Below are 14,071 nucleotides of genomic sequence, written 5' to 3' on the forward strand. Positions count from 1 at the left end.
GCCAGCGCCGGAGCCATCCGCGACAGCGCCACAGGATACGGACCATGGACAACACAAAACGCCAGCCAGGGAAACCGGGCTGGCGTTTTGTGTTTCTTGCGCTTGCCGCCGCCGTCATCCTCAGCGGACTGGTCCGCGCCCTGTGGCTGGACGTGTATTACATACCGTCGGCGTCCATGGAGCCGCTGTTCAACACGGGCGACAGGATTCTGGTTTCCCGCACCGACTTCCAGTCCGACCCGATTCGCCGCGGGGACGTCGTGGTGTTTGACGGCCGGGGCTCGTTTGCGCCGTTGAACTCCGGCTCGGGGCCGTTGCAGGAGGCCCTGGCCTCGGCCGGACACTGGCTGGGCCTCAGCGGCAGTGATACTACTTACGTAAAGCGCGTCATCGGCCTGCCGGGCGACAGCGTCGTATGCTGCGACCACCAGCACCGGCTCACAGTGAACGGCCAGCCGCTCGTGGAACCCTACCTGTATGCGGGAGATGAACCGAGCAGCCAGAAGTTCAGCGCCTCCGTGCCGGCGGGGCGGATGTGGCTGCTCGGGGACCACCGCTCGGTGTCGGCTGACTCACGCAGCCTGCTGGGGGCGCCGGGTGGAGGCATGGTGCGAATGGACAGGGTAATCGGGCGGCCGGTACAGATCCTCTGGCCGCTTGATAGATTTGCGTCAGTGGCACGGCCACCGCTGGCAGCCATAACAACGACTAAGGACGGACAGTAAATGCCCGAGACAGACCCCGGGACTTCCGAGCCGCAGCGGGCAGCTGCCAGGCCGGGACGACATGCTTCGGGCGAGCCCGTTTCGGCAGTGGCCGTCCCCGGCGAATCCGCACCCCCCCGCTCTGGCGAATCTGCGCAGACCGGACCTGGCGAAGCTTCACCGGCCGGTGCCGGCGAAACCGGATCGGCACGCTCAGGCGAGCCCGCAGCGGCCGGATCCGGCCGCAAGAGGCCGGCTCCCGCCCGAAACCCGTTTCTGGTGTGGCTGAAGGAAATTGCCACGGTGGTGGTCATCGCCGTCGTCCTCTCCTTCCTCATTAAGACGTTCCTTTTCCGTGCGTTCTACATTCCGTCTGAGTCCATGGAGAGCACCCTGGACGTCAACGACCGCATCTTCGTGAACCTCCTCGTTCCTGAACCGTTCGCCCTGGCGCGCGGCGACGTGGTGGTGTTCAAGGACACCAAGGGCTGGCTGCCGCCGGCTCCGCAAAAGGCCGACGGACCGTTCACCTGGGTCGAGGACGGGCTGACCTTTGTGGGGCTCCTCCCGGACAACTCTGAGCAGCACCTGGTCAAGCGCGTCATCGGCCTGCCAGGAGACCACGTGATCTGCTGCGACGCCGACAGCAAACTGACCGTCAACGGAGCACCGCTTGACGAAAAGTACGTGAACCCGGCCGAGGTGCCGCTGGTGCGGAACTTCGACGTCGTGGTGCCCGCAGGCAAGGTCTGGGTCATGGGGGATAACCGCAACCATTCCGCGGACTCCCGTGCCCACACGGACACCAACGGCGGCTTCGTGGACCTGGCGGACATCGAAGGCAGGGCAGCCGTCATCGCCTGGCCCGTGAACCGCTGGGCCGGCCTGGATGACTATCCTGACGTCTTCAAGAATGTTCCGTCGGCAGGTTAGCGATGTCTTTAGCACCAACCCTCGACTATGAGAAACGCTTCCTTCCCCGGGGAGCGCGGTTCCTGGCCGGCGTCGACGAAGTAGGCCGCGGTGCACTCGCCGGGCCCGTGAGCGTGGGCATCGCCGTCGTGGACCTGCGCCAGATGGAACTGCTGGCGGACGTCCGGGACAGCAAGCTGCTGAAGGCAGCCGACCGTGAACGGCTGGACCCGCTGGTCCGCGCCTGGAGCGTGGCCTCTGCCGTGGGCCATGCCTCCGCGCGGGAGATCGACGAGCTGGGCATCATGGGGGCTCTGCGGACGGCAGGAAACCGCGCGTGGTTTGAGATCCTCGGTGCAGGGATCACTCCGGACGTCGTGCTGCTGGACGGGAGCCACAACTGGCTCTCGCCGGCCGCCCAGCCGTCCCTGTTCGAGGAAGCCGTGGAGGATCCGGGCTGTGACGCGCCCGTGCATACGCTGGTCAAAGCCGACATGCAGTGCCTGAGCGTCGCCGCAGCGAGCGTTCTGGCCAAGGTTGAGCGGGACCAGATGATGCGGCAACTGCACCTTGAGTACCCCGCCTTCGGCTGGGACGTCAACAAGGGCTACGGGACCGCCGTCCACCGGGAAGCCATCCGGCTTGCTGGCCCCAGCCCTTATCACCGGGTCAGTTGGAACCTGCTGTCCGAATAATCAGTCCGCGCAGTCTGTCGGCGCGCGGGGCAGGTTGCCGCCGTTACCGGGAACTGGGTGCGCCGGTCACGTGTGAGCGTGGGCCCGCTCCATGGTGCAAGATGGAACCATGAGTGCCGAGGATCTTGAAAACTACGAAACCGACATGGAGCTTCAGCTCTACCGTGAATACCGCGATGTCGTGGGGCTGTTTAGCTACGTGGTCGAGACCGAACGCCGCTTTTACCTCGCCAACCACGTGGACCTGCAGGCGCGCAGCGCCGATGGCGAAGTCTACTTCGACCTGACACTGCAGGACGCCTGGGTCTGGGATGTCTACCGCTCCGCGCGGTTCGTCAAGAGTGTCCGGGTCATCACTTTCAAGGATGTCAACGTCGAGGAGCTCCCGCGCAACGAGGAGCTCGCGCTGCCCAAGGACGTCGACCTGGGGAACTGATCTACCCGCCGTTTGGGTGCACTGTTCCTCCACACCAGTCCGTTCGGCCCTCTGTTTCCCACATAGCTCTATAGGCCACTGTCCCGCGTGACGCCGCCCCCGCAGTCTTGTTGCGGAGGTAGAAATGAAAGCTAAAGACCTGCTGGGCCGGCGCGGGGAAGAGCTCGCGGCGGAATATCTGGAATCAATGGGCATGCTGATCGTGGAGCGTAACTGGCGCTGCCCTGACGGTGAGATCGACATTGTGGCGCTGGACGGTGATGTCCTGGTCATCGCCGAAGTGAAAACGCGGCGTTCCCTCGCGTACGGCCACCCCTTCGAGGCGGTGGGCGCAGAGAAGCTCGCGCGCCTGCACCGGCTGGGATCTGCCTGGTGCCGCGACCGTGAGCTCCGGATGCCGCTGCGCCGGGTGGACGTCATCGCGGTTGTCGACGACGGCGTGTGCCCGCCCACGCTTGAGCACCTCAAGGGTGTGGGCTAATGGCGCTCGGAAGAACGTATTCGGTGGCCCTCGTGGGACTAAATGGCTACATCGTGGAGGTCGAGGCCGACATCGGCCAGACACTGCCCGCATTTGTGATTCTTGGCCTGCCGGACGCTGCCCTCAACGAGGCCAAGGAACGGATCCGTTCAGCGGCGCAGAACTCTGGCATTCCGCTTAGCCGGCGGAAAATTACGGCCAACCTGGTTCCGGCGTCCCTGCCCAAACGCGGTTCCGGCTTCGACCTCGCCATCGCCATGGCGGCGCTGAGCGCAGCTGATGACATCCGGACGACCGGCCGTACAGTCTTCCTCGCCGAGCTTGGCCTGGACGGGCGGCTGCGGCCTGTACGCGGCGTCCTCCCGGCAGTGATGGCTGCCGTCCAGGCCGGCTATCCGGACGTCGTGGTGGCGCAGCCCAACGCCGCCGAAGCGGCGCTGGTTCCCGGTGCACGGGTTCAGAGCTATAAGACGCTGGCGCGGCTCGCTTTCGACTTCGGGGCCGACCCCCTGGAGCTCGCCCTCGATTTCGAACCGGAGGACGAGGCGCCCGGCGAGGAAGCCGATCCCGCTGGTGGGGCGAACCCCGACATGTGCGACGTCTCCGGACAGGGGGACGCACGCCGCGCCCTGGAGGTCGCTGCTGCCGGCGCCCACCACCTGTTGCTCATGGGTCCACCCGGGGCAGGCAAGACCATGCTGGCGGAGCGCCTGCCTGGGCTGCTGCCTGATCTGGGCGACACCGAGGCCATGGAAGTGACGGCCATCCACTCCCTCTGCGAGCTGCCGTCTTCGTCATTGCAGCTGGTCCGGCGTCCGCCGTTCGAGAATCCGCACCATACGGCCACGTCGGCTGCCATTATCGGCGGCGGTTCGGGCCTGCCACGGCCGGGCGCGGCGTCCCGCGCACACCGCGGGATCCTGTTCCTTGACGAGGCGCCGGAATACGAACGCAGGGTGCTTGACGCCCTCCGCCAGCCCCTGGAGAGCGGCGAGCTGGTCATTCACCGTTCGGCCGGCACCGCAGCCTACCCGGCACGCTTCCAGCTCGTCCTCGCGGCAAACCCGTGCCCCTGCGGCAAAGCGTCGGGCAAGGGCATCGAGTGCATCTGCACGCCCACGATGCGTCGCCGGTACCTGGCCCGCATGTCCGGTCCGCTGCTTGACCGGGTGGATATCCAGTTGCAGGTGGAGCGCGTCTCGCTGGCAGACTTCGGCCAGTCCGGCGGGGAAGAGGACACACCGACAGTCGCCGGCAGGGTCTGGGCGGCCCGGACGCGACAGCTGCAGCGGCTTCGCCCGTTGGGGATGGAAACCAACTCCCAGGTTCCCGGGCGGGTCCTGCGGGGTCAGCTGAGGCTGTCTTCGGCAACCACGCGAATTCTGGATCAGTCCCTGGAAAGGGGCGTTCTGACTGCCCGCGGCTACGACCGCGTGCTCCGCCTCGCTTGGACACTGGCTGACCTCGCCAGCCGGGAGCGTCCGGACATCAATGACATCGGACAGGCGTTGAACCTCCGGCAGGCTGCCTCGGCAGCCGCCTGAAAGGAAACAAATTGCAGAACGAGAGACTTGCACGCGCGGCCCTCTCCAGACTGATGGAACCCCAGGATGCTGCAGGCCTCGCCCTGGTGCACGTTGCGGGGGCGCTGGACGCCCTGGGGATCGCCACAGGGGAGCTGAGTTACGGCCCGGCGCTCGAACAGGAAATCACCGGTGTCCTGGCTGAACATGGCTCTGCGACCTCCTGGACCGGCATGGCCGCGGCTCTAAAGCGGTGGGCGCCCCGGATCCCGGATCTCGCACCCGAACGTGACCTGGCGACTATGCAAAGGCTGGGCGGCCGCATGATCATTCCGGAAGACGAGCTGTGGCCCGGGCAGCTCGCAGACCTTGGCCTCCACGAACCAATCTGCCTGTGGTGGCGGGGAACGGAGATGGAACTCCCGCCGGCGGCAAAATCCATCGCTTTGGTCGGATCCCGGGACAGCACCAGCTATGGAGCCGCGGTGACCGGAGACCTTGCCTACTCTCTGGCGCAGCGGGGCTTCACAGTGGTCTCCGGAGGCGCCTACGGTATTGATGCGCACGCGCACAGAGCAGCTCTGGCGGGCGGGTCGGGGGCCGTGCCGACCATCGCCGTGATGGCCGGGGGAGTTGACCGTTTCTACCCGTCGGGCAACGAGGACCTGCTCCGGGCTGTGGCCAACCAGGGTGCAGTGCTTGCGGAGGTTCCGCCCGGTTCGGCCCCAACGCGCTACCGCTTCCTTCAGCGCAACAGGCTCATCGCGGCGCTCGCTGCCGTGACTGTGGTCGTGGAGGCCAGATGGCGTTCCGGAGCGCTCAATACGTCTCACCATGCGGAATCTCTCGGCAGATCTGTCGGGGCCGTGCCGGGTTCCGTGCACAGCGCGAACTCCGCTGGCTGCCACCGGCTGCTGCGGGACGGAGGCGCCGTCTGTGTGACAGACGCGGGGGAGATCGTTGAGCTGGCCGCGCCCAGCGGCGAATCCTTGCCGGAGTTGAGGGACGGCGGCAGCGCAGTCCACGACGGCCTGACGCTGGAGGACTTGATCCTGCTCGATGCGCTGCCGCTGCGGTCCACCAGTTCAGTGGAGAAACTGTGCATCGTGGCTGGTCTCGGTCCGGAGTCGGTCCGCGCGGGGCTCGGCAGGCTTGGCCTGCTGGGACTTGCAGTGTCCGAAAGCGGCGCGTGGAAGCGATCCAAAAACGCCGGCTGATTACGATGCAACCCACGCCACGGCTCGCCGGGAACAATTCTTGATTGCCTGCCAAATGCTGGGACAGTGAGGGGGTGGAGAAAGACAAACTGCCGCCGGCCCTGGCGCAGGCAGTCAGCGCCTTCGGCCGGTACCTGACGGGTGAACGGGCACGTTCGGAGCACACGGTCCGGGCATACCTGTCGGACGTCGGCAGCCTGCTCGAACACGCGGCCGGCGAGGGGATCCGCGAGCTCGGCGAAATTGAGCTCGGGACCCTCAGGCGCTGGCTCGGCGCCCAGAGCGACGCCGGCATCTCCCGCTCCACCCTTGCCCGCCGGTCCGCCACGGCACGGACCTTCACGGCCTGGGCGCTCCGGGAGGACCTCATAGGGGCCGACCCGGCGCTTCGTCTGAAGGCGCCCAAGAAGGAAAGCTCTCTGCCTGGGGTACTTCAGCAGCAGCAGCTCGTCAGGCTGCTGACCGAACTGCAGGAGGCAGCCCAGGACGGTTCCCCGATCGCCTTGCGGAACCGGGCAATGGTCGAACTGCTGTACGCCACAGGAATCCGCGTCGGCGAACTGGCAGGGCTGGACGTCGATGACCTCGATCCGGACCGCAGAACCTTGCGTGTCCTAGGCAAAGGAAACAAGGAACGCACCGTGCCGTACGGTCTCCCGGCTGCGCTCGCCGTTGACGACTGGCTACGCCGCGGACGCGGAAAGCTCGTGTCTGCGGGAAGCGGACCCGCGCTGTTCCTCGGTATGCGCGGCGCCCGCGTGGACCAGCGCCAGGTGCGGAGCGTGGTCAGGGGTCTCTTCGAAGCCCTGGGGGACACCGCTGCTACCGGCCCGCACGCGCTGCGCCACTCGGCAGCCACGCATCTGCTCGACGGCGGAGCAGACCTCCGGGCCGTGCAGGAAATTCTGGGCCACAGCAGCCTGGCCACCACACAGATATACACCCATGTGTCAGTCGACCGCCTCCGGAAAAGCTACCAACAGGCGCATCCCCGGGCGTAAGGCCTGCACGCGCGGCCTGGCCGGACCGGAATTCGTGACTGCGGCCGGTTTCAGTCCCTGATGTGACTTCCACCCCTGGCGGAGATCCGCAATTCCCTCGGCGTGGTTCCACGGCTCGCCGAATTCCACTGGCGTAATTCGACGGCGTACGGCACAATAAGAGCCAAGTCCGGCAACTTTCAAGTTGTGCTTTAAGCCTCTGGCTTTAGCTGCCTTGCGGGTCCGGCATTATTTTCATAGATTGGCAGGAATTACCGGCACCACGCGGCGCCCGGAGCATCAGCAGTTCGTCCATGCAGGTCGTTGGGGAAGACGTACCTACAGCTATGGAGGATGGAATGTCTGATGCAATGACTCGCGGTGTGCTGTTTATTCACTCGGCGCCTACCGCACTGTGCCCTCACGTTGAGTGGGCCATCGGATCTGTCGTGGACAAGCGGACAGATCTTGAGTGGACCGCTCAGCCTGCCGCGCCCGGAATGTTCCGTTCGGAACTGTCCTGGACCGGCGCGCAGGGGACAGGTGCGCAGCTGGCGTCTGCCCTCCGGGGCTGGGCACATCTGCGCTTCGAGGTGACGGAAGAACCGAGCCAGGGCGTGGACGGCGGCCGGTGGTCCCACACCCCCGAGCTGGGCATCTTCCATGCCGTCACAGACGTCCACGGCAACATCATGGTGTCCGAGGACCGCATCCGCTACGCCTACGAGTCCGGTGCGGGCGACCCCTCTGCGGTCTACCACGAGCTCTCCCTTGCCCTCGGCGAGGCGTGGGACGAGGAACTTGAACCCTTCCGGCACGCGGCCGAGGGCGCACCCGTCCGCTGGCTGCACCAGGTGGGCTGACACGCCACCTCCATAGCAATGAAGAAGCCCCCGCCAACCGGCAGGGGCTTCCTCATTGGTCAGGTGCGGTCACACGCTGCGGACGGCGATGACGGCGTTGTGGCCGCCGAACCCGAACGAGTTGCTCAGCGCCACGATGTCTCCGGCGGGAAGATCGCGGGAGGAGGTGACGACGTCGAGCGGGATCTCCGGATCCTGGTTCTCAAGGTTGATCGTGAGAGGGGCCTTGCGCTCATACACGGCCAGCACCGTCAGGACGGCTTCAACGGCGCCGGATGCGCCCAGCAGGTGGCCCATCTGCGACTTGGTGGCGGACACCGCCACGTCATCCACGTGCGATCCCAGGGCGGCGCGCAGCGCGGTGTACTCGGGCTTGTCACCCACAGGGGTGGACGTGGCGTGGGCGTTGACGTGCACCACGTCCTCGGCCTGGATCCGGCCGTCGAACATGGCCGCCTTGAGGGCGCGGGTGGCGCCAAGGCCTTCGGGGTCAGGCGCGGTGATGTGGTAGGAGTCGGACGTCACGGATGTGCCGGCCAGTTCGGCGTAAATCCGCGCTCCGCGGGCCAAGGCGTGCTCCTCGGCTTCGAGCACCAGGGCGCCTGCGCCTTCGCCCATGACGAAGCCGTCCCGGCCCAGATCGTAGGGGCGTGAGGCGTGCTCTGGATCGTCGTTGCGGCGGGAAAGCGCCTGCATCGAGGAGAACGCGGCCAGCGGCATCGGATGGATGGCAGCTTCGGCGCCGCCGCACATGACGACGTCGGCCTTGCCAGAACGGATGAGGTCCAGGCCGAGGTGCAGGGCTTCCGTGCCGGAGGCGCAGGCGGAGACGGGCGTGTGCGCTCCCGCGCGGGCACCCAGGTCAAGGCTCACAGCAGCGGCCACGCCGTTGGGCATGAGCATGGGAACGGTCATGGGCAGGACCCGGCGGGGCCCCTTCTCCTTCAGCGTGTCCCACGCGTCCAGGAGAGTCCACACGCCACCGATGCCCGTGGCGAAGGCGACGGCAAAGCGGTCGTGGTCAACTTCGGTGATGCCGGAATCAGCCCAGGCCTCACGGGCGGCGATGACACCGAACTGCGTTGAAGGGTCCATGCGCTTGGCTTCAACGCGGCTCAGGACCGAAAGGGCAGGGGTGGAGCAGCGGGCAGCGAAGTGGACGGGCAGTTCGTATTTGGCTACCCAGTCGTCCTCAAGCGTGCGGGCGCCCGAGACCCCCTTCAGTGCGTTCTTCCACATCGTGGGTACATCGCCGCCGATGGGCGTGGTGGCACCCAGACCGGTAATGACTACTTTGCGTGTCATGGGATCACTCTCTGTCGGTGCGCGTGCCGTGTCCTGTGCTGCCGGGCCTGGTGCCTGAGCTGGGGGCGTGCGGAGGGGGTCTGCGAGAAAATTTGTGATGATGCATCGGCTGGCCGGCCCGGATTGTTGCGGGCCGGCCAGCCGGGTTCAGCCGGAATGCGGCTGGAGCCTGTTTAGGCCTGTGCGTTGGCGATGAAGCTGACTGCGTCGCCGACGGTCTTGAGGTTCTTGACCTCTTCGTCCGGGATGCGGACGCCGAACTTTTCTTCAGCGTTGACCACGATCGTCATCATCGAGATGGAGTCGATGTCCAGGTCCTCGGTGAAGGACTTGTCCAGCTCGACGGCGTCGGCGGCCAGGCCGGTTTCTTCGTTGACGATTTCAGCCAGTCCGGCCAGGATCTCTTCGTTGCTAGCCATTGATGGCTCCTTTTCTTGTTATTGCCGGCAGGGGATGCCGGAAATGGGGCAAACCGCGGTTGCGGCTTGGTTTGTGGATTCCTACGGAAGGACGATTACCTGGGCGCCGAAGACCAGCCCGGCGCCAAAGCCGATCTGCAGCGCAAGGCCGCCGCTCAGCTCCGGGTTTTCCTGAAGCAGGCGGTGCGTGGCCAGCGGGATGGAAGCGGCCGAGGTGTTGCCGGCCTCTGCAATGTCCCGGGCCACGGTCACGGTCTCGGGCAGCTTGAGCTTCTTGGCCATCTCATCGATGATGCGCATGTTGGCCTGGTGCGGAACGAAGGCAACGAGGTCTTCGGCCTGGATGCCGGCGGCGTCCAGGGCCTGCTGGGCCACCTTCGCCATTTCCCAGACGGCCCAGCGGAAGACCGTCTGGCCGTCCTGGCGCAGGGTGGGCCAGATGGCGGCCTCGGTAACGGCTTCTTCGTCGGAGCTGAGGGCGGTGCCCTGCTGTGCTCCGGAGTGCGCGAGTGACCCGGAGCGCGCAGCGGAGAACTCCCGCACGTCCAGCAGCGAGTGCGTCATGCCGATCGCGTCCCACTTGCTGCCGTCCGAACCCCATACGGACGGGCCGATGCCCGGCGTCTCGGAAGGGCCGATCACCACGGCACCCGCACCGTCACCCAGCAGGAAGGAAATGGTGCGCTCAGTGTTGTCAATGACGTCGGACAGCTTCTCGGCGCCCACAACCAGTACGTACTCTGCCGTTCCGGAGCGGACCAGTGCGTCACCCTGGGCGATGCCGTAGCAGTAACCGGCGCAGGCAGCTGAGATGTCGAAAGCCGGAGCCGGCGTCGCGCCGAGCCGGTCAGCGAGGCTCGCGGCCGCTGACGGTGTGGCAAAGGGGTGCGTCACCGTGGAAACGATGACGGCGCCAAGCTGGGAGGCCTCGATGCCGGCCTTCGCCAGGGCCTCGCGGGCTGCGCCTTCTGCCATGTCGATCACGCTGACATCAGCAGGGGCCCGGTGGCGGGTGATGATGCCGGTGCGTTGGCGGATCCATTCATCAGACGAATCAATCCACTGGCAGACGTCCTCGTTGGTCACGATCACATCGGGGCGGTAGGCGCCGATGCCCAGAATGCGGGTGTGTTCGTTGACGGGCGACTGCTTCAGCGTGGGAACGCTCATGCCTGTCCCTCCAATTCTGCGAATAGTGCAAGGGCTGCGGACAGGTCACCGGGGGTTTTCACGGCCACGGTCTTGACGCCTGGCATGCCACGCTTCGCGAGGCCGGCCAGTGTGCCGGCCGGTGCCAGTTCAATGACGCCGCTGACGCCGCGCTGCACGAGGGATTCCATGCAGAGATCCCAACGGACCGGGCGCGACACCTGGGCGATGAGGCTGTCGACCGCGGCTGTGCCGACGGTCACTTCCTTGCCGTCGAAGTTGGACAGCAGCGGAACCGCAGGAGCCTGGGGCTGGAGCTCCGGACGCAGGGCCTCCAGTGCGCTCACGGCCGGTGCCATGTGTGAGGTGTGGAACGCGCCGGCAACCTTGAGCGGAATGACCCGGGCCTTTGCCGGCGGGTTCTCCGCCAGGGCCCTGAGCTGGTCGAAGGTGCCGGCGGCGACAGTCTGGCCAGCGCCATTGACGTTGGCTGGCGTGGCGCCGGCTGCTTCGATGGCCGCCAGGACCTCGGCCGGGTCGCCGCCCACGACGGCGCTCATGCCGGTGGGCGTGACGGCGGCGGCTGCAGCCATGCTGTTGGCACGCTTGCGGACAAAGGTCATGGCTTCTTTTTCGGTCAGCACGCCGGCGAGGGCGGAGGCCGTGATCTCGCCCACCGAGTGCCCGGCCAGGATGACCGGCAGGGTGCTGAGCTCGACGTCGAACAGGGCCTTCGCTGCCACGAGTCCGGCTGCGACAATCAGGGGCTGCGCCACGGCAGTGTCCTTGATGGTCTCCTCATCCGAGGTGGTCCCGTGCGCCGTGAGGTCGATGCCTGCGATTTCGCTGAGGGAGGCCAGATGGCCTGCTACGGAAGGCAGTTCCAGCCAAGGGGCCAGGAAACCGGGGGTCTGTGAGCCCTGTCCAGGGCAGACGATTGCAAGCACGTAACCAGCTTTCCAAATTACCGCGTGAATCAAGGGTGTTTGCGTACACCAAGCTCACTGGGTCAGTTTGTAGGAAGTCTACAACGGTTCAGTTCTGGTTCCGCCCCGGCTGGCGCTCCACGGGGGCCTTGGGCGGCGTGGAAAGCCGGCCCACGACCAAGGCGGCCTGAAGCACGAAGGCTTCCCGGGGGAGCAGCGGATCCCAGCCCGTCACGTCACAAACCCGCTTGAGCCGGTAACGGACGGTGTTGGCGTGGACGAACAGTTCGCGGGCGGTCGCCTCCAGCGAATGCCCCAGTTCCAGGTACGTGCCGAGCGTTTCCACCAGCCCGTTGGAGGCTGCCACGAGGGGCCGGTAGATATTTTTCACGAGCGACCGGCGCGCAGCGTCGTCCCCGGAAATGACGCGCTCGGGAAGCAGGTCATCGGCGGCCACCGGGCGGGGCGCCGACGGCCACGCGCGGGCAGCGGTGAGTCCGGCGAACGCCGACTGCGCCGACCCGCTCGCCTCCAGCAGGGAACTCGCCTCGGCGCCGTACACCACAGGCCCGGGTGCGAACATCTCGCTCAGCTTCAGGTACGCCGTTTCCCGGTCGTGGACGCCGCCGAGAATCAGGATGAGGCGGTCGCCCTGGATCCCCACCAGGGCGTCTTCGGCGTACCGGCCGGCGGTGCGGCGCAGTTCACTCACGTAGCTGGCGCTGGGCTCCGACGGCGAGTTCCCCACCATCACGGTGAACCGCTCCTGGGCCTTCCAGCCGAGGGCCGCGATTCTGGACCGCAGCGCGTCCGTGTTTTCACCGCGGAGGATGGCGTCCACGATCAGCGCCTCCAGCCGGGTGTCCCAGGAGCCCCGCGATTCGGCAGCCCTCGCGTAGACGTCCGCCGCCGCGAACGCCACCTCGCGCGAGTACCGCAGCACCGCCTCACGCAGCGAGGGCTGGTCCGCTTCGGGGGCGATGACCGGGACCTGGTCCTCGACCACTTCCACCACGATCCTGATCAGCTGCAGCGCCTTCTGGAGGCTGATGGAACGGGTGAGCTCCGTCGGTGCCGTGCCAAAAACGTCGGTGAGGATCCAGGAGGGGGAGCTGGGGCGCTCGTACCAGGTGACGAAGGCTGCGATGCCGTTCTGAGCCACGAGTCCGAGCGCCGAGCGTTCATCGGAGCTGAGCCGGCTGTACCAGGGCAACGATTTTTCGAGCTGGCGCATGGTGGTTGTCGACAACTGGCCAACACTGGCCCTGAGCTTCTTCAGGGTCTCCGTCTTTTCCGGTGTCATGCTGCGTGACGCCGGTTTGCGCTTTGCGGGGGCGGGTGTTGGCTGGGGCATGCATCGAGCATACGGCGCCTGCCCTGCAACCTCCATTTTGTGCGAAGGCTACAACTGCGGTTGTGCTGTGTCACAGCGGATCAAAAGCACCCCAACGACGACGGCGGCCCCCACCTTCGGGTGAGGGCCGCCGTCGTGCGTGTCAGGCAGTTGCTGGAGCCGCAGGCGTCCAGCAGCCGTTGGCTAGGACTCGCCGCCCGCGTTGCCGGTGGTGCCGGCGTTGACGTTGTGCAGGCGGTACTTCTCGATGGCCTGGGCAGGTGCCTGGGCGTCAACCTCACCGCGGCGGGCCAGCATCTCCAGCGAACGCACCACGATGGAGTGGGTGTCGTTCTTGAAGAAGCGGCGTGCTGCGGCGCGGGTGTCGGAGAAGCCGAAGCCGTCGGCGCCGAGCGAAGCGAATTCGTTCGGCACGAACTGGCGGATCTGGTCCGGAACGGCCTTCATGTAGTCCGAGACCGCGACAACAGGGCCGGTCGCGCCGGCGAGCTGCTGTGCCACGAACGGTGTCCGCGCGGGCTGTCCGGGGTTGAGGAACGCTTCCTCCTCGGCAGCCATGCCGTCGCGGCGGAGCTCGTTCCAGGACGTCACGGACCAGACGTCCGCGGAGACGCCCCAGTCCTCGGCCAGGATCCGCTGCGCGTCCAGCGCCCACGGAACCGACACGCCCGAGGCCAGGATTTGCGCACGCGGGCCGTCGATTTTGGCCGGTGCCAGCAGGTAGATGCCCTTGATGACGCCTTCTACGTCCAGTTCGTCAGGTTCGGCCGGCTGGACGATGGGCTCGTTGTACACCGTGATGTAGTACATCAGGTTCCGGTCAGTGGAATCCGGGCCGTACATGCGTTCGATGCCGTCGCGGACGATGTGGCCCATTTCGTAGCCGTAGGCGGGGTCGTAGGTGACCACGGCGGGGTTGGTGGAGGCGAGCAGCGGGGAGTGGCCGTCGGCGTGCTGCAGGCCTTCGCCGGTGAGGGTGGTCCGTCCTGCGGTGGCGCCGATGATGAAGCCGCGGGTCATCTGGTCCGCGGCGGCCCAGAAGGCGTCGCCGGTGCGCTGGAAGCCGAACATGGAGTAGAACACGTAGACCGGGATCAGCGGCACGCC

The 14,071-nt window shown here is 66.5% G+C and carries 15 protein-coding genes; 9 read left to right on the forward strand and 6 right to left on the reverse strand.

Annotation, left to right across the window (positions count from 1 at the left end):
• Positions 1-44: 44 nt before the first annotated feature.
• The 9 genes from lepB (AC1DDG_RS02130) to AC1DDG_RS02170 all read left to right on the forward strand — a co-directional run bounded on the left by lepB (AC1DDG_RS02130) (position 45) and on the right by AC1DDG_RS02170 (position 7,811).
• A complete protein-coding gene (lepB, locus tag AC1DDG_RS02130; protein WP_476874772.1) occupies positions 45-725 on the forward strand; it encodes a signal peptidase I in 681 nt (226 codons plus the stop codon).
• On the forward strand, positions 726-1,637 hold the full coding sequence (gene lepB, locus AC1DDG_RS02135; protein ID WP_230116801.1) for a signal peptidase I: 912 nt from the start codon (positions 726-728) through the stop codon (positions 1,635-1,637).
• Positions 1,638-1,639: 2 nt separating this feature from the next.
• Positions 1,640-2,311: a ribonuclease HII gene (locus AC1DDG_RS02140; protein WP_230116800.1), complete on the forward strand. Its 672-nt coding sequence runs from the start codon at positions 1,640-1,642 to the stop codon at positions 2,309-2,311.
• 109 nt (positions 2,312-2,420) lie between these two features.
• Positions 2,421-2,747: a DUF2469 domain-containing protein gene (locus AC1DDG_RS02145; protein ID WP_003806068.1), complete on the forward strand. Its 327-nt coding sequence runs from the start codon at positions 2,421-2,423 to the stop codon at positions 2,745-2,747.
• Between the two features lie 124 nt (positions 2,748-2,871).
• Positions 2,872-3,228 (forward strand): YraN family protein, encoded by a 357-nt coding sequence (locus tag AC1DDG_RS02150; protein WP_230116799.1) that lies wholly within the window; start codon positions 2,872-2,874, stop codon positions 3,226-3,228.
• Positions 3,228-4,772 carry a YifB family Mg chelatase-like AAA ATPase gene (locus AC1DDG_RS02155; RefSeq protein WP_476874773.1) on the forward strand — a complete coding sequence of 515 codons (1,545 nt, stop codon included), beginning with the start codon at positions 3,228-3,230 and terminating at the stop codon, positions 4,770-4,772. The genes AC1DDG_RS02150 and AC1DDG_RS02155 overlap by 1 nt, the downstream gene beginning before the upstream one ends.
• 53 nt (positions 4,773-4,825) lie before the next feature.
• Entirely contained in the window at positions 4,826-5,968 is a 1,143-nt protein-coding gene (gene dprA / locus AC1DDG_RS02160; RefSeq protein WP_476874784.1) for a DNA-processing protein DprA, read from the forward strand.
• Between the two features lie 74 nt (positions 5,969-6,042).
• Complete coding sequence (locus tag AC1DDG_RS02165) at positions 6,043-6,969, forward strand: tyrosine recombinase XerC (protein WP_476874774.1); 927 nt, start codon at positions 6,043-6,045, stop codon at positions 6,967-6,969.
• A 338-nt stretch (positions 6,970-7,307) separates the two neighbouring features.
• Positions 7,308-7,811, forward strand: a complete 504-nt coding sequence (locus tag AC1DDG_RS02170) for a DUF3145 domain-containing protein (RefSeq protein ID WP_476874775.1) — start codon at positions 7,308-7,310, stop codon at positions 7,809-7,811.
• Between the two features lie 69 nt (positions 7,812-7,880).
• On the opposite strand, the gene AC1DDG_RS02175 is transcribed toward AC1DDG_RS02170, so the two are convergent.
• The 6 genes from AC1DDG_RS02175 to AC1DDG_RS02200 all read right to left on the reverse strand — a co-directional run.
• Positions 7,881-9,116 (reverse strand): beta-ketoacyl-[acyl-carrier-protein] synthase family protein, encoded by a 1,236-nt coding sequence (locus tag AC1DDG_RS02175; RefSeq protein WP_230116795.1) that lies wholly within the window; start codon positions 9,114-9,116, stop codon positions 7,881-7,883.
• A 173-nt stretch (positions 9,117-9,289) separates the two neighbouring features.
• Positions 9,290-9,535 (reverse strand): acyl carrier protein, encoded by a 246-nt coding sequence (locus tag AC1DDG_RS02180; protein WP_230116794.1) that lies wholly within the window; start codon positions 9,533-9,535, stop codon positions 9,290-9,292.
• Positions 9,536-9,616: 81 nt separating this feature from the next.
• Complete coding sequence (locus tag AC1DDG_RS02185) at positions 9,617-10,705, reverse strand: beta-ketoacyl-ACP synthase III (protein ID WP_230116793.1); 1,089 nt, start codon at positions 10,703-10,705, stop codon at positions 9,617-9,619.
• Entirely contained in the window at positions 10,702-11,631 is a 930-nt protein-coding gene (locus AC1DDG_RS02190) for an ACP S-malonyltransferase (protein ID WP_230116792.1), read from the reverse strand. The genes AC1DDG_RS02185 and AC1DDG_RS02190 overlap by 4 nt, the downstream gene beginning before the upstream one ends.
• Positions 11,632-11,719: 88 nt before the next feature.
• On the reverse strand, positions 11,720-12,964 hold the full coding sequence (locus AC1DDG_RS02195; protein WP_230116791.1) for a PucR family transcriptional regulator: 1,245 nt from the start codon (positions 12,962-12,964) through the stop codon (positions 11,720-11,722).
• A gap of 183 nt (positions 12,965-13,147) precedes the next feature.
• On the reverse strand, positions 13,148-14,071 hold a 924-nt coding region (locus AC1DDG_RS02200), incomplete at its 5' end, for a transketolase-like TK C-terminal-containing protein (RefSeq protein WP_476874776.1).

The organism is Arthrobacter sp. 10L430, assembly GCF_056395245.1.